The 13,992-nt window shown below is 55.8% G+C and carries 17 protein-coding genes; 8 read left to right on the top strand and 9 right to left on the bottom strand.

Annotated elements, in window-relative coordinates; genetic code table 11:
* Positions 1–183: 183 nt before the first annotated feature.
* Complete coding sequence (locus QOT07_RS19565; RefSeq protein ID WP_261417036.1) at positions 184–564, bottom strand: DUF4440 domain-containing protein; 381 nt, start codon at positions 562–564, stop codon at positions 184–186.
* Positions 561–1,943 (bottom strand): MFS transporter, encoded by a 1,383-nt coding sequence (locus tag QOT07_RS19560; RefSeq protein ID WP_283603782.1) that lies wholly within the window; start codon positions 1,941–1,943, stop codon positions 561–563. Before QOT07_RS19560 ends, QOT07_RS19565 begins: the two co-directional genes overlap by 4 nt.
* A 106-nt stretch (positions 1,944–2,049) precedes the next feature.
* Between QOT07_RS19560 and QOT07_RS19555 the strand changes: the two genes are divergently transcribed.
* Complete coding sequence (locus QOT07_RS19555; protein WP_207979511.1) at positions 2,050–2,946, top strand: LysR family transcriptional regulator; 897 nt, start codon at positions 2,050–2,052, stop codon at positions 2,944–2,946.
* On the opposite strand, the gene QOT07_RS19550 is transcribed toward QOT07_RS19555, so the two are convergent.
* Positions 2,906–3,946: an alpha/beta hydrolase family protein gene (locus tag QOT07_RS19550; RefSeq protein ID WP_283603781.1), complete on the bottom strand. Its 1,041-nt coding sequence runs from the start codon at positions 3,944–3,946 to the stop codon at positions 2,906–2,908. The two genes, QOT07_RS19555 and QOT07_RS19550, sit on opposite strands and share 41 nt — an antisense overlap.
* 128 nt (positions 3,947–4,074) lie before the next feature.
* Here QOT07_RS19550 and QOT07_RS19545 point away from each other — a divergent pair, with 128 nt between their 5' ends.
* The 3 genes from QOT07_RS19545 to QOT07_RS19535 all read left to right on the top strand — a co-directional run bounded on the left by QOT07_RS19545 (position 4,075) and on the right by QOT07_RS19535 (position 6,814).
* Complete coding sequence (locus QOT07_RS19545; protein ID WP_346823078.1) at positions 4,075–5,088, top strand: helix-turn-helix domain-containing protein; 1,014 nt, start codon at positions 4,075–4,077, stop codon at positions 5,086–5,088.
* 94 nt (positions 5,089–5,182) lie between these two features.
* On the top strand, positions 5,183–6,373 hold the full coding sequence (locus tag QOT07_RS19540; protein ID WP_099062726.1) for an MFS transporter: 1,191 nt from the start codon (positions 5,183–5,185) through the stop codon (positions 6,371–6,373).
* 102 nt (positions 6,374–6,475) lie between these two features.
* On the top strand, positions 6,476–6,814 hold the full coding sequence (locus QOT07_RS19535) for a DUF2002 family protein (RefSeq protein WP_012146416.1): 339 nt from the start codon (positions 6,476–6,478) through the stop codon (positions 6,812–6,814).
* Positions 6,815–6,843: 29 nt separating this feature from the next.
* Here the strand turns inward: QOT07_RS19535 and QOT07_RS19530 are convergent, their stop codons facing one another.
* Together QOT07_RS19530 and QOT07_RS19525 are read right to left on the bottom strand one after the other, a co-directional pair.
* Entirely contained in the window at positions 6,844–7,290 is a 447-nt protein-coding gene (locus QOT07_RS19530) for a DUF1198 family protein (protein WP_085118398.1), read from the bottom strand.
* Positions 7,291–7,356: 66 nt separating this feature from the next.
* On the bottom strand, positions 7,357–7,695 hold the full coding sequence (locus QOT07_RS19525; protein WP_099062725.1) for an MbeD/MobD family mobilization/exclusion family protein: 339 nt from the start codon (positions 7,693–7,695) through the stop codon (positions 7,357–7,359).
* 172 nt (positions 7,696–7,867) lie between these two features.
* Here QOT07_RS19525 and smrA point away from each other — a divergent pair, with 172 nt between their 5' ends.
* Positions 7,868–8,440 carry a DNA endonuclease SmrA gene (gene smrA / locus QOT07_RS19520; protein ID WP_207979515.1) on the top strand — a complete coding sequence of 191 codons (573 nt, stop codon included), beginning with the start codon at positions 7,868–7,870 and terminating at the stop codon, positions 8,438–8,440.
* A gap of 47 nt (positions 8,441–8,487) precedes the next feature.
* Here smrA and QOT07_RS19515 read toward each other — a convergent pair whose 3' ends face one another.
* Positions 8,488–8,901, bottom strand: a complete 414-nt coding sequence (locus tag QOT07_RS19515; protein ID WP_085118394.1) for a DoxX family protein — start codon at positions 8,899–8,901, stop codon at positions 8,488–8,490.
* A gap of 244 nt (positions 8,902–9,145) precedes the next feature.
* Here QOT07_RS19515 and QOT07_RS19510 point away from each other — a divergent pair, with 244 nt between their 5' ends.
* A complete protein-coding gene (locus QOT07_RS19510) occupies positions 9,146–9,424 on the top strand; it encodes a GNAT family N-acetyltransferase (protein WP_085118392.1) in 279 nt (92 codons plus the stop codon).
* Between the two features lie 81 nt (positions 9,425–9,505).
* Here the strand turns inward: QOT07_RS19510 and QOT07_RS19505 are convergent, their stop codons facing one another.
* A complete protein-coding gene (locus QOT07_RS19505; RefSeq protein ID WP_283603779.1) occupies positions 9,506–10,240 on the bottom strand; it encodes a class I SAM-dependent methyltransferase in 735 nt (244 codons plus the stop codon).
* Positions 10,241–10,360: 120 nt separating this feature from the next.
* Complete coding sequence (locus tag QOT07_RS19500; protein WP_207979517.1) at positions 10,361–11,224, bottom strand: aldo/keto reductase family oxidoreductase; 864 nt, start codon at positions 11,222–11,224, stop codon at positions 10,361–10,363.
* Positions 11,225–11,334: 110 nt separating this feature from the next.
* Here QOT07_RS19500 and QOT07_RS19495 point away from each other — a divergent pair, with 110 nt between their 5' ends.
* Complete coding sequence (locus tag QOT07_RS19495) at positions 11,335–12,243, top strand: LysR family transcriptional regulator (RefSeq protein ID WP_207979518.1); 909 nt, start codon at positions 11,335–11,337, stop codon at positions 12,241–12,243.
* Between the two features lie 14 nt (positions 12,244–12,257).
* Here QOT07_RS19495 and QOT07_RS19490 read toward each other — a convergent pair whose 3' ends face one another.
* A complete protein-coding gene (locus tag QOT07_RS19490; protein ID WP_283603778.1) occupies positions 12,258–13,193 on the bottom strand; it encodes a LysR family transcriptional regulator in 936 nt (311 codons plus the stop codon).
* Positions 13,194–13,330: 137 nt separating this feature from the next.
* Here QOT07_RS19490 and QOT07_RS19485 point away from each other — a divergent pair, with 137 nt between their 5' ends.
* Entirely contained in the window at positions 13,331–13,984 is a 654-nt protein-coding gene (locus QOT07_RS19485; protein WP_207979521.1) for a DUF3313 domain-containing protein, read from the top strand.
* The last annotated feature ends 8 nt before the right edge of the window (positions 13,985–13,992 follow it).

Below are 13,992 nucleotides of genomic sequence, written 5' to 3'. Positions count from 1 at the left end.
CGCAGATTAAGGATCGGTCAACCGATCCTTAACTGATCGGCATTGCGGTTTTGCCGGGTGTTTTCTTTTGAGGGCCAGCCCATGATGATCAATCGCTATCTGTTCGAAGTGATTTTCAGCGCCGTTACCCTGTGTGGGCTGATTGTCGCCTGGGAGCTGTTCCTGGCCGACGGTTTTCTCTAATTACTGTGCCAGCGTGGTTTCATGCAGGTGCCGCCACCCCAGCCCGGTTTGGGTCTGCTCAAACACCACGGTGGAGTTGCGTAGCGTTGCCGCTTGTCCAGGCTGCATTTGCTTTTCGCGATAGCTAACCACCGCCCCCGTTGGCCACTCGGCCACTAACGTCATCTCTTCTATAGTGATTTCCAGCCCTGGTTTAGCGGCGCGATGTGCATGGAAAAAGGCGCTCAATGCGGCGAAATCCAGTCGGCTGCCGTTCAGCGCGATCATGCTGAAGGCCGGATTAAAACGCGCCAGCAGCGCTGTTTCTTCCCCCATTCCTTTTTCCAGCCAGTTTTCAATGGCAACGTGAGCGTCGATCACTTCGGTAAAATATCGGTTCATGGAGCTTCCTGTTGAGTGTTGAGACGGTGCACGATGGCACGGTTAGCGATACGCAGGCACAGCAACAGCGGCACTAGCGTGCTGGCGGCGGCCAGGTAAAAACAGATTTTGTAGGCGGCAGCGGGCGAAAAATGCTCAAGCAGCAGATTTAACAGCAGGCTGAGCAGGGCGACACCCAGGCAAAAGCTGAGCTGGCGATTGATATTCCACAGTGCACTGGCGTCCGCCAATTGTTCATCGGCAATCTGCAGGAAAGCGCTGCTTTGTGCGGTACTGCTGCACAGGCTGCCGCCAAAGCCCATCAGGGCGAAGGCCGTCAACTGCAATCCGTAGTCCCCGGCGTGAGCAATCTGCGACAGCGTCAGAATACCCAGCCCCTGCAGCAGACAACCGAGGATAAACAGCGGCCGCGGGCCAAGGCGATTGAATTTCTTGCCGGTCAGGGTGATGGCCAGAAACGAGGCCAGCGACCAGGGCAGCATCAGGCTGCCGACCTGTGCGGCGCGCATGCCCAATTGGTTTTGCAAATACAGCATGGCCACCAGACTGACGCCGATAAACAGGCCGGGAATACACTGATAAATCATCATCGAGGTGCGCAGCAGCGGATCTTGCATCAGCCGCAGGTTCAGCAGCGGTTGGGCGATGCGCAGGCTGCGCCGCAGGTAATAAGCCAACGTCAGCGCCCCGGCGGCCAACAGCAAAGCGCCCTGCAGCAGGCCATCGGCATCACCCAGCCGGGTCAGGCCCAGCAGGATCAGCGTCAGAGCGGTGCAGGCGCTGAACAATCCGTTAACGTCGAGCGGCTTGCGTTGTAGCTCGGCTGCCTGAGGGCGCAACCACAGCGCGGCCAGCAACAGTGCCAGCGCTGCCAGTGGCAGGTTGGCGAAGAACACCCAGCGCCAGTCAAGGCTGTCAACAATCAGCCCGCCCAGCGCCGGTGACAGCGCGGGTGCCAGCAGGCCAACCAGCATAATGGCGGCGGAAAGCCCGGCGCGTTCGTGGCTGCGATACAGTTGATAGGTTAGTGTTTGACCGATCGGGATCAGCAAACCGCCCCCCATACCTTGTAGCACTCGCCAACCAATCAACTCGCCAATTGAGCCGGCATAGCCCGCCGCGGTTGTTGCCAGCATAAACAGTGTCAGCGACAGCAAAAACACCCGCCGTCCACCGATGCGCTGCGCCAGCCAGGCGCTGAGCGGGATCACCAGCGTCAGGCCGAGAATATAACCGTTGCTGACCCAGGCTAGTTCACCGACCGAAGCCTGCAACGCATGACCGATCGACGGGTAAGCGACGTTAGCGATAAACATGTTGATCAGATCGACAAAGAATCCGAGCAGATAGACGATTGCGACTTTGATGCGATAGGGCATGGGGCCTCCGGTTGAAGGCCAGCAGTGTAGCGGGCGGGAAACTGCGGATAAATCGGCTGCGAACGATTACACTGTCAAAATAATTTTGACAATAAGGTGTGACACTATGCTTAACCTGCAGCGTTTGGCGATCTTTGTGGCGGTGGTGGATGCCGGCAGCTTTACCGCTGCGGCGGTGGCGTTGGGGCAAACCAAGGCGGTGGTCAGTTTCAATGTCAAACAGCTGGAAAGTGAGTTGGCGGTGTCGTTGCTGGTGCGAAGTACCCGGCGGCTGGCACTGACCGATGCCGGTGAACGCTTCTATCAACGCTGCCTGCGGTTGCTGCAGGATGCGGAAAACGTGCTGGATGACGTGCGCCGCGATCACCACGGTCTGAGTGGCGTATTGCGAATCACCACTACGCCGGAATACGGCGCGCAAGTGGTGGTGCCGGCGCTGGCGGCATTTTCCCGGTTGCATCCGCGTTTGCGCATTCAGCATGTTTCTTCTTCTTATCATGCCGATTTAATTTCGGAACGCTTCGATGTGGCGATCCGGCTGGGGCAACTGGCGGACTCCAGCCACCATGCGGCGCGGCTCGACAGTTTTGCCATCCTGCCGGTCGCCTCGCCGGAGTATCTGACCCGCCATCCGGTTGGCTCGCTGGCGCAACTGGCGCAGGCGCAGTGGATCGCCCACAGCCGCCTCAGTTCACCGTTGAGCTGGCAGGTGATTACCCCGGAGCGGCAGGCGGTGCTGTTTAAGGTTGAAGACGCCGCCACATTAATGGGCGACAGTGCCTCCGCGCTGCTGGCGTTTGCCCTGCACGGTGCCGGGGTGGCATTACTGCCCGAATGGCTGGTGCGGCCCGCCATTGCCGAAGGCAAACTGTGCCCGCTGCTGGCAGACCATCAATTTCCGGCCCAAAGCATTTATGCGCTGTACCCCAATACCCGCCATGTGCCGGAGAAGGTGCGGGCGTTTATTGATTTCCTGCGGGCGCGGATAGCCACGGGTGAATAAACGCCATGATGGCCGTTAATGTCTTCTGGTGTACCCATTCACGCTGTGTATTGGAGGAAGCGCATAACACCTCTGCATCTTTCTCCTCCGCAGCCAGAATTTGGCGTCCATTCGGCTGACAAAGCGGAATAAAATCAAAATGGTTACCGTCCGACAGCCGTAATGCATCAATCGGTTGCTGTCCTGCGTCTTTGGCCAGTGTGGCACCGCCAAGACCGGGTATTTGGCTGTCTGGTTCGAAATGTTGAGGTTCGATAACCAATAAAGGGGCGCTGAGCCGATGCAGGCTGTCAGGCAGCAGATAAGGCACCATGCCGGGATCGAGGGCGACGGCAAAGCGAATGCGCGGGTCGGTATAATCGGCATCAAATTGCCGGGCGGAGAGCGCTTCTAAATCAACTTTGGCCCGGGTATAAAACTGGCAGTTGGGTGACTGTGGGGCTTGTTGGCAGCCGCTGACAAAATCGGCCAGCCGGACTCGCCCACCGATGGCGGCAATGGCACTGTAACCGCCCTTGGAATGGCCGATAACGCCAATGACCTGGCGATTAACGACTTTATTCCACTGAGGGTCGGCGGTGATCGCACTGATCAGGCCGGAAATATCCTCTGTCTGTAACCACAGTTTGGCGGAGAGCGCCGGAACAGAGTTGCCGGTGGTGCTGCCTGGGTGGTTGGCCGCCACGACAATCATTCCCTGTTGGGCTAACGCCGCCGCCAGCCAGGCCTGACTGCTATTATTGCCGCCGCTGCCGTGGCTGATCACGATCAGCGGAAAGTGTCCGTTCGCCACCGGCGCATCTGGCCGGCTGCTGATGCCAGTAAAGACCTTATTCGCACCGGTGAGCCGTTGCCCATTCGTCTCGGTCGTGGGGTAGTAAATTCGGCTGTTCAACGAACGTGAACCGGCCTGAAAGACTTGATCGCGGGTGGCAACCTGATAGGGGGTGGCACTGGCAATACCGCACAGCAGTATCCACAACAACAACGCTCTGTTCATTTTCACTCCTCAAATGTTGACCTTACGAGGGTGGCATTGGCGGCGCTATCCGGCGACCTCGATCGCGATCCGGGTCGTTAAAGGTTTGTTTTAACAGTACACTGCCGTTTCTGTGTGAACACAACAAGATGCCGACGATGCCGCTTATCCCCCTCACTTTTTTGTTTGGTCTGCTGTGCCTGGGGCTGCTGTATCGCCTGGGGCGACCACGGCCGCAGCGCTGGGTCTTCCAGTTATTGCTGTTGCTGTGCGCCTGGCAAAGCCTGCTGGTGGGGATCCGCTATGGCTATGGCGTGGCGCAGTTTAATGGACTGCAACCCTTCGGTGCGGTGGCGATCCCCACGTTGACGTATCTGGCTTTTCTGGTCAGCACTCAGGGCAGGCTGCGGCGACGTGAACTCGGGCACCTGATGCCGCTATGCCTGACGCTGCTGGCGAGCTTGTTTGCGCCTTTTTGGCTGGATGTGCTGATCGCGGGCGCTTATCTGGGCTATGGCGCGGCGCTGCTGTACGCATTGCGGCGTGGTGAGAACGCTTTGCAGCAGGTGGCGCTGGCGGAAAGCTGGCTCAGCTATCGACTGTGGCGGGGGCTAGGCATCTTGCTGATGGCCGTGGCGGTGGCTGAACTGGTGATTACGCTCGATTTTTCACTGTTCGACGGGCGTCATGCCGGCAGGTTGGCGACCCTGGTTAACCTGCTGGTGGCGGTAAGCCTGTGTCTGGTGTTGTCCCGCAGCCGTCCCTCAGACAGCCCGGTAGAGCCGTTACCGGAGCCGACGCAGGAGGTTGCCGAAGATGAAGAGCAACTGGCCGAGTGGTTTGAGCGGGTGCAGCAGCGGCTGCGGCAGGACGACCTCTATCTGGAGCCCGAACTGAATCTGGCGCGCCTGGCGCGTAAGGTCGGTTTGCCGACGCGGTGGGTTTCACAGGCGATCAACCGCCATACGGGCATGAATGTGTCGCAATATGTGAATCAACTGCGCATCCGCCAGGCGGCCCAGTGGCTGCTGGACGGTGAGGAGCCGGTGACCGATATCATGCAAAAGGCCGGATTCACCACTAAATCCAACTTTAACCGTGAGTTTCTGCGCATTCAGGGCATTAGCCCGAGCGAGTGGCGCAGGCAGCAAAAGTTGAGTTAAATAATAATTGGTTATAACTCGCAGATTTATGATCGACCCCCGACCGGGTATGCTGAGTGCTGTTGCCTACCCGGTTTAATGCGAGCCACCTTCGATGACCGCCGTCAGTTCTAAAGAAAACAACTTTCAGCTTAACCAACGGATCCTGTCCGTGGTGATGTTTACCTTTGTCTGTTACCTGACCATAGGTTTGCCGTTGGCGGTATTACCGGGGTTTGTGCATAACGAGTTGGGGTACAACTCGGTGCTGGCCGGTTTGATCATCAGCGCCCAGTATTTCGCCACCTTATTCAGCCGGCCGCATGCCGGGCGCTATGCCGATCAGCTCGGGCCAAAAAAGGTAGTACTGTTCGGGCTGGCCTGTTGCGGGGTGAGCGGTCTGTTTTACGCCATGGCTTTTTGGTTTGTCGGTATACCGCTGTTGAGCCTGATTTTGCTGTGCGTTGGCCGGGTATTTCTTGGCGTCGGCGAAAGCTTTGCCAGCACCGGTTCCACATTGTGGGGCATTGGTCTGGTGGGGCCGCTGCATACCGCTCGGGTGATTTCGTGGAACGGGGTGGCGACTTACGGTGCCATGGCGGCCGGAGCGCCGCTCGGTGTTTACCTTAACCAGCAATGGGGGCTGGCCGGGGTGGCGGCGCTGATCGTGTTGGCCGTCGCGATTTCGCTGTGGCTGGCGAGTGCCAAGCCCAATGTTTCGATCACTGCCGGCAAACGCCTCGCCTTTAGCGCGGTATTCGGCCGCATCTGGACCTATGGCCTCGGACTGGCGATGGGCACCGTGGGCTTTGGCGTGATCGCCACATTTATCACCCTCTACTATGCTGATAAGGGCTGGAGCGGGGCGGCATTTTCACTGACGCTGTTCAGCGTTGCCTTTGTCGGTATCCGTTTGATCTTCAGCCAGACCATTAATCGTCACGGCGGCTTAAAGGTCACGCTGGTGTCGTTCCTGATCGAGATTGTTGGATTGCTGCTGATATGGCAGGCCAGCGATCCGTTGATGGTGCAGGCGGGCGCGTTGTTGGCCGGTGCCGGTTTCTCGTTGGTGTTCCCGGCGCTGGGCGTGGAGGCGGTGAAACAGGTGCCGCAGCAAAGTCAGGGCACCGCGCTGGGCACTTACTCGGCGTTTCTCGATCTGGCGTTGGGGATCACCGGGCCGCTGGCCGGGCTGCTGATGAGCCACATGGGCGTGCCGTCGATCTATCTGGCGGCAGCGCTGATGGTGTTTTTGGGCGTGCTGTTGACGCTGCGGTTACTGGTGCAAAACCGGCAAAACCCATAATTAAGGATTATTCCTAAACCCACATCCATACCGAAAAATTTATTGTTTCATCTCATGATTACGGTAAGGTCGCTCAGCGGTCCAGAACGAGAGGAGAAATCGATGTATTTACGGCCGGATGAAGTGGCTAGAGTGTTGGAGAATACTGGCTTTGAGCGTGATTATGTCACCGACCAGTCTTATGGTTACCGCAAGGGTGAGCACTACGTATATGTGAATCGTGAAGCGCGGATGGGCAGAACCGCGTTGGTGATCCACCCGGCGCTGAAAGAGAAAAGCGTGCATTTTGCCACGCCGACCTCGCCGGTACGCATCAGCAATCAGTATCTTGAGTTTCCCCTGGATTTAAGTAGCGATGCCCCGAGTGCGCGTTACGGCATTCCACACGGCTTCAGCTCGCGTGATGCGCTTTCGCGCTATATCTACAGCATGTTCCAGTAATGCTTCCCCCGCCTGCGGGGGACACATTCTTACCAGTTCGCAATGGCTTCCTGATTAAAACGCTCATTGTAAGCGCGGCGAAACTGCGCCAGTTCGAAGGCGTCAATATCCAGATCGGCAAAGTAAAACAGCGCGGCCTCGGTGTGTTCGGCATGCAGCTCCGGCGATAGCCCGGCGCGCAGCAGCGTTTCACGCCACAGGGCGATCTGTTGGTCATCCGCCTGCTTGATAAAGGTCAGGTAGATAAACAGCAAATAGGCCGCCTGGTGCATCTCTTCGGTGTAGCCGTTGTTCAACACGCGAATAAAGGTCTGGCTGTTGCGACTGCCCATCTCCTGAATCATGGATTCAATCAGCATCGGTTTGACTTTCAGCAAGTGGGCCAGAGAGTCGATGGCTTTGCGGGTATCGGAAGTCAGAATGCGGTAGCCAATAATAAATACAACGATCAGGGCAGCGATGATGATCCAGGTCATTTATGATTTATAACACTCTCAGAACGCCAGTATTTGGCAGGAGGCGCTGCGTGACAGCGCCCGGTGTCAACGCTGTTCGCCGCTGAAGTTGTCGGCTGCCCGCTGTTGATTGTGCAGGTGGTGGTTAAAGGTGGCGGCATCTTTGGCCAACGCGTCCAGATGAGCGCCCAGCATTTTGATTTGCTTCACTAACGCGTGCTGTTCCGGCACTGAACTGGCGGTGCTCAGTTTGCGCACCAACTGTTCATTCTGCATACGCAATGCGACTTCGCGCTGTTTAGCCTCTTCCAGCAACTGCTGCAGTGCCTGATAGCTGTGCTGCCATTCACGATGCTGCTTTTCGAAGCTGGCCTGCAACTCGCTCATGGCATTTTGAAACTGGGTTTCCAGCTCGCGCATTTTCATGGGATCGATCCTTTGCGGCACTCAATAATGGTTTAGCAGTATAACGAAAACTGCACAGAACCTCACCCGTTGACGACGATTGCGGAAAATTCCCGGCTTGCAACCGGGGTGAGGCGTCTTACAATCAGGGTCATTCCCGGCATTAAAGGCCCAGTCTAGGAGTGGCAGAGCGATGAGCAACCAGGACAAAGACTTTTTTGAACAGGCGATGGCGGATGTGATCCCGTTATCCAGCGCCCCCGAGACCTTGTACCTCAAGCCGCAGGAGACGGTGGATAAAAGCGCACGCCGTGAGGCCGAGGCGCTGCGGCAGGAAAACTTTCTCAGCACCGGTTTTCTTGAGCTGATCCCTTGCGAAGTCCCGCTGGAATACAAAGGCGAGGGCATTCAGCAGGGCGTTCTGGACAAGCTAAGCCACGGGCGCTATCCGTCGCAGGCCAGTCTGAACCTACTGAAACAGTCGGTAGAGGCCTGTCGACAAGCGCTGTTCCGCTTTATTGTTCAGGCGGAAAAGCAAGACTTGCGCTCGCTGTTGATTGTCCACGGCCGTGGTCGCGAAGATGAAAGCCATGCCAACATCATCCGCAGTTATCTCGCCAAATGGCTGGCGCAGTTTGAGCAGGTACAGGCCTTTTGCCGCGCGTTGCCGCGTGACGGCGGGGAAGGTGCCTGCTACGTCACGCTGCGTAAATCGGCGCAGGCCAAAGCCGACAATTTCGAGCGTCACGCCAAGCGCAGTCGTTAGGGTATTGCGGAGGAGCAGCCGGCAGCGATGCTGCCGGCTGAATAAAGCTATTTATTGAAGAATTTATAATCCAGCGAATAACGCCCGGCACCGGTGACCGCCAACAGCAGCAGCCCGCCGATAATGCTGATATTTTTAAAGAAGTTTATTTCATTGCCCATCATTTCCATACCGGTCATTTTCCAGAATGGATGACCGATAAAGGCGGTGCCGAGAACATAAACGGCAAAAATAACCGCAATAGGCCGGGTAAATAACCCGAGAATAAGCGCGATGCCAAAAAAGAATTCAACCACCACGGCGATGATCGCCGCTAAATAGGGCATTGGCGTGCCGTACCCTTCCATCGCTGTCACGGTTGCGCCAAAACTGGTCAATTTCATCCAGCCAAAAATGATAAACAGGATCATCAACAATATTCGGGATAGCAGAATTACGCCGTCTTTTGAGCCTTCACCCATTTTGAACTCCTCAGCCACTGTCACAATTATGTTGTATTACTGATTAAATAGTAGACTAATATCAGGTTTGTTACCTGCACTAGCTCACTCCAGTGACTGTAGGGGGCGAATAAATTCGCCCCGATTAATGTGGGCGCAGCATGCAGCGCCCCTACAATACCTGGGGATGAGCGAGCTGGGCGCCTAGCTGCAGCTTGAAAGCTATAGGGTATAAATTTATGTATTTTTAAAATGGGATAAATGTATGGATCTTGAAATTCTGTCAGACGAGAAACGTTTCTATATAAACGATCAGCAGGGAAAAATGATCGCCGAGATATCTTTTGTGCCGAGCGGGGATAAATTAACCATTATTGATCACACCTGGGTGGATGAGGTGCTGAAAGGTCAGGGCGTCGGTAAAAAGCTGGTGGCGCTGGTGGTGGCAAAAATGCGGGAAGAGAACCGTAAAATCATTCCGTTGTGCCCGTTTGCCAAACACGAGTTTGATACGACGCCGGAATATCAGGATATCCGTGCCTGAAGAGTGGGTGAGGCGGGAGTTTGGGGGGAGGTAACCTCCCCAAAATTGGATGTGTTAAGAATTTACTGTGACGAATACTAACTACGCGGGTTTATGGGCGGCGAGAATAAAGATCATCGGGCGTTCTTGCTCTTCGCCGAGCGCCGGATTTTCTGCGATTTGCTGTGCCGAAGGGCCCCATTCATTCAGATAGGTGACGACGAACCCTTGCTGTACCAGCAAGTTCACGTAACTGCCGAGCATACGGTGCTGCTTGATCACCCCTTCCGCCAGCCAGTTGGAAATGCGCTGGCCTTCCTGCTGATAACCATTGACCGGCCAGGATTTTTGCCCGTTTTCGTCTACCTGCCAGCCTTGGTGCTTTGGCGCGGTATAGATCGGGTGTTCGGCGGTGAAGATAAATTGCCCGCCCGGCACTAACGCCTGATAAACCGTGGCGAACAACCGTGCCAGATCTTCGATGTAGTGCAGCGTCAGCGAACTGTAGGCCAGATCAAAACAGGCCGTTGGCAGTTGAAGCTGTTCCAGATCCTGCTGGTGATATTCGATACCGGCGTCTTGCGTCAGCGTGCGGGCTTTGTTGAGCATTTTCTCCGACAGATCCAGACCGAGAACCCTGGTAGCGCCCTGTTCACGCGCGCTGCGACAGAACCAGCCATAACCACAGCCCAGATCGACCACCTGCTTGCCGTGTAAGTCCGGCAGGATACTGCGGATGGTCGGCCACTCCGGCGCGCCGTCCAGCCCGTCTACCGAGCGGCTGAGCTGCGCATAGCCGTCGAAGAAGGCTTGGTTGTCATAAATATTTTGCGTCATAACGACTCCTGTTTGAGTTAAACCGCTGCCGTATATTTAGGCAGCGTCGTCATGTTATCCGCACATCCCGCTGATTTCCATGTTAAATAAGGTGGACTTGAGCGGGCGGTCAGCTTGCTGTCAGGCAATGGCGTCCAGCGCTTGGGCAATCTCTTCTGTCCAGGGCAAGTCAGGGACCGCGAGATTTTCTCGCAGGTGAGCCACGGAGGAAGTCCCCGGTATCAGCAGAATATTGGGCGAACGGTGATACAGCCAGGCCAGGGCGGTTTGCAGCGGCGTGGCCCCGAGGCGCTGGGCAATATCGGATAAGGCCGAAGACTGGATCGGACTAAAACCACCGAGTGGGAAAAACGGCACGTAGGCAATGCCTTCACGCGCCAGGCTGTCAATCAGGGCATCATCGCTGCGATTGACCAGGTTGTAGTGATTTTGTACGCAGACAATACGACAAATATTACGTGCCTGGGCGATCTGGGTCGATGTGACATTACTCAGGCCGATATGCCGTACCAGCCCCTGATGCTGGAGTTCCGCTAATGCGGTTAAAGGGGCTTCGATAGAACCTTCTGCCGGGCCATGGGCACTGAACATAATCCTCAGGTTAACCACATCCAGCGTCTCAAGACCCAGATTGCGCAGGTTGTCATGCACTGCACTGGTCAACTCTTCGGCGGAAAATGCCGGTAACCATGAGGCATCGGTTCCCCGTCGCGCACCGATTTTGGTAACCAGAGTCAGGTCGTCCGGGTAAGGCGCCAGCGCGGCTTTAATCAGTTGGTTAGTGACGTGCGGGCCGTAGAAGTCACTGGTGTCGATATGGTTAACGCCAGAGGCTACCGCTTCGCGCAGTACTGCCAGTGCGGCATCAGTATCCTTCGGTGGCCCGAACACGCCAGGGCCGGCCAATTGCATGGCTCCGTAGCCAAGTCGCTTGACGTTTCGATCGCCGAGGTTGAAGGTGTTGTGTTGATCGCGATTGAACATAACCAGTCTCCTAGAGGGTAAGCGGGGCTACCGCATCTATTTATAATAAGCGTTGCCGCCGACGGTGATAAGTAGCGGGGCAGTGGACGGGTTGTACGGGGAAACGCACAATGAACACCGATTTAGATGATTTGCATGCCTTTCTCGCCGTGGCGCGTACGGGGGGATTCCGTGAAGGTGCCAGAACCCTGGGGCGCAGCGCCTCCGGCGTTAGTGATGCGGTGCGTCGCCTGGAGAAACAGCTCGGTGTCAGGCTGTTCAACCGCACCACGCGCAGCGTCACTGCTACCGCCGCCGGTTATGGCCTGCTGGAAAGGCTGGGGCCGGCACTGGCTGAAGTGCAGGGGGCGCTCGATGTGGTCAATGGTTTTCGCGATAAGCCCGCCGGTTCGTTGAAGCTGAATGTGCCGACCAGCGTGGCGCGGCTGGTGTTGCCGGCGCTGATCCCGGCATTTCTCACTGCCTATCCGGAGATCAAGCTGGAGGTGCAAACGGACGAAAGCTTTGTCGATGTGCTGGCCGCGGGCTGCGACGCCGGTATCCGTTATGAAGAACGGCTGGAAAAGGACATGATCGCGGTGCCTATCGGCCCGAGAATACAACGCTTTGCCGCTGCTGCTGCGCCGGACTACCTTGATCGCTGTGGGCGGCCTGAACATCCGCAGGATCTGTTCAGCCATGCTTGCCTGCAAGGGCGTTTTCCCAGTGGTAAAACCTATCCCTGGGAGTTTGAAAGACAGGGTGAGCAACGGGTTATTCACCCGGAGGGCCCGCTGACGGTGCAGGCGGGGGGCGCTACCGATCTGGCCATAGAGGCTGCCGTGGCTGGCGTGGGGATTATCTATTTATTTGAAGGCTGGTTAAGGCCTTATTTGACCCGAGGCGAGTTGGAGCCGGTGCTCGAAGCCTGGTGGCCGCAGTTTTCAGGGCCCTATCTCTATTATTCCGACCGACGATTCATACCCGCGCCATTGCGGGCATTTATCGATTTTATCAAACAGGCGCAGGACCACGGCTGACAGGGCCGGTGGGGTTAGATTAGGCGATGCTCATGTATTTTGATGGTATTCATGATGCTGTCCATCATCACCTGCACCCGGTGGGGGAGCACGCCGCGTTGACGGTAAATAAGGTAAGCCTGCATATCGATGCAGCGCTCGCGCTCAATGCAAGGCAGCAGTGAACCTGATTCCAGCGCGGAAGCCACCGAGTAATAGGGGGCATAGACAATGCCCAGGCCCTGTTTGGCCAGCTCGATCGCCGGCAGGATATTGTCACAGATACTGGTGCCGTTGACCGCCACATCGACCAACTGGCCCTGCGCGTTGTAAAAGCTCCAGGTATTGCGGCTGCCGCCCAACACTCGCAGGGTAATACAACGATGTTGCGCCAGCTCGGTCGGCTCGATAAGCGGTGAGCGGGCAATATAATCTGGCGATGCAAACAGCCCGACGCGGAAACGGGTCAACGGCCGGGCGATCAGGCTTTCATTCTGCGGCTGGAAGAGGCTAATCAGCAGGTCGCAGTCGCAATCAAAAACCGCACCGTATTTTTTCTCGCGTTCATCCGGGTTGCGGGTGACCAAATCGACGATCAGTTCGGGAGATCCACGCAGCAGGGGCGGCAGCAGATAACGGGTCAGGAAGGAGTGAATACCGATCGGCGCACCCAGGGTCACCATGCCGTTCAGGCTTTTTTTATAGGTGCCGGACATGTCGAGCAGGTCGTTATGCTCATCCAAAAGCTGAGCGGCACGGCGTAGAAATTGCTCACCGAACTCGGTTAATGACAGCGTTCGTGGACTGCGCAAAAAGATCTCCAGGCCCAGCCGCCGCTCAAGTGCCGTCAGGGTGCGTGACACATTGGATTGCGGCATATCCAACAGTTGCGCTGCTTTGCTGACGCTGGCGGTTTCTGCGATGGTGCGAACGATCCTGAGCTCGTCAATCCTGAAGTCTTTTGATTTCACAGTGCGTACCAAACTGAGTTTGTATATCAAAAATGATATACATTTTTGCCGGTATTGTCATATGACTTATCACTGACCGGCGGGTATTCTTTTGGTCAATTATTTGCTATGCATTAAAATTGACATGGAAGATTATAATGAAAATAACCTGCGCGATCATTTTGCCATTGACGTTAACACTGACCGCCTGTTCGTCGTCGGTCACTGAAAAAGAGAAATACTCGACGTTTCTGCCTAATTATAATGATATTACCAAGAGCCAATCGGCCTCTGGTAAGGACGTATTATATTGGAAAGCCAGCAACGTGGATTTCTCCAAATATAAATATTTGGTTTACCAACCGATGATCTATTTCCCACGGCCAAAACCTAGCGAGATGGTGAGCCAGCGTGCACTCGATAATATCCTGAGCTACACCAATCAGCAGTTCAGGCAGGCGATGGGCTCACACTTCATCCTGGAGGATGTACCGCGTGAAAATACGCTGATTTTCCGTGGGGCTATCACGGCTATCGATACGCAGAAGAAGGGGCTGCAGGTGTATGAAGTGCTGCCGATTACGCTGCTGGTTGCCGCAACGCAAAGCGTCACTGGCCACCGCACCATGGAAAGTGCCGTTTATATGGAAGGGGAATTTATCGATGCCTCAACCCACCAACCGGTGATCAAAGTGGTGAGGAAAGCGTCCGGAGAGAACCTGAATAATGAAAAGTCACAGTTAAAAGTGGCCGATGTTAAAAATGCCATCGATACCATTGCCAAAGATATTAAAGAATATAAAACCACATAAATATCGCT

Origin of the sequence: Serratia proteamaculans, assembly GCF_949794035.1 — a bacterium.
Classification (GTDB): domain Bacteria; phylum Pseudomonadota; class Gammaproteobacteria; order Enterobacterales; family Enterobacteriaceae; genus Serratia; species Serratia proteamaculans.
The sequence above is the reverse complement of the archived record's forward strand: the minus strand, read 5'-3'. Positions and strand labels throughout refer to the sequence as shown.

What these genes read in the sequence shown, in the direction of transcription:
- QOT07_RS19560 (WP_283603782.1), bottom strand. Translation starts at nt 1,943, where the DNA reads ATGCCCTATCGCATCAAAGTCGCAATCGTCTATCTGCTCGGATTCTTT.
- QOT07_RS19530 (WP_085118398.1), bottom strand. Translation starts at nt 7,290, where the DNA reads ATGACCTGGATCATCATCGCTGCCCTGATCGTTGTATTTATTATTGGC.
- QOT07_RS19525 (WP_099062725.1), bottom strand. Translation starts at nt 7,695, where the DNA reads ATGAAAATGCGCGAGCTGGAAACCCAGTTTCAAAATGCCATGAGCGAG.
- QOT07_RS19510 (WP_085118392.1), top strand. Translation starts at nt 9,146, where the DNA reads ATGGATCTTGAAATTCTGTCAGACGAGAAACGTTTCTATATAAACGAT.
- QOT07_RS19535 (WP_012146416.1), top strand. Translation starts at nt 6,476, where the DNA reads ATGTATTTACGGCCGGATGAAGTGGCTAGAGTGTTGGAGAATACTGGC.
- QOT07_RS19555 (WP_207979511.1), top strand. Translation starts at nt 2,050, where the DNA reads ATGCTTAACCTGCAGCGTTTGGCGATCTTTGTGGCGGTGGTGGATGCC.
- QOT07_RS19505 (WP_283603779.1), bottom strand. Translation starts at nt 10,240, where the DNA reads ATGACGCAAAATATTTATGACAACCAAGCCTTCTTCGACGGCTATGCG.
- QOT07_RS19515 (WP_085118394.1), bottom strand. Translation starts at nt 8,901, where the DNA reads ATGGGTGAAGGCTCAAAAGACGGCGTAATTCTGCTATCCCGAATATTG.
- QOT07_RS19495 (WP_207979518.1), top strand. Translation starts at nt 11,335, where the DNA reads ATGAACACCGATTTAGATGATTTGCATGCCTTTCTCGCCGTGGCGCGT.
- smrA (WP_207979515.1), top strand. Translation starts at nt 7,868, where the DNA reads ATGAGCAACCAGGACAAAGACTTTTTTGAACAGGCGATGGCGGATGTG.
- QOT07_RS19485 (WP_207979521.1), top strand. Translation starts at nt 13,331, where the DNA reads ATGAAAATAACCTGCGCGATCATTTTGCCATTGACGTTAACACTGACC.
- QOT07_RS19545 (WP_346823078.1), top strand. Translation starts at nt 4,075, where the DNA reads ATGCCGACGATGCCGCTTATCCCCCTCACTTTTTTGTTTGGTCTGCTG.
- QOT07_RS19550 (WP_283603781.1), bottom strand. Translation starts at nt 3,946, where the DNA reads ATGAACAGAGCGTTGTTGTTGTGGATACTGCTGTGCGGTATTGCCAGT.
- QOT07_RS19565 (WP_261417036.1), bottom strand. Translation starts at nt 564, where the DNA reads ATGAACCGATATTTTACCGAAGTGATCGACGCTCACGTTGCCATTGAA.
- QOT07_RS19500 (WP_207979517.1), bottom strand. Translation starts at nt 11,224, where the DNA reads ATGTTCAATCGCGATCAACACAACACCTTCAACCTCGGCGATCGAAAC.
- QOT07_RS19540 (WP_099062726.1), top strand. Translation starts at nt 5,183, where the DNA reads ATGACCGCCGTCAGTTCTAAAGAAAACAACTTTCAGCTTAACCAACGG.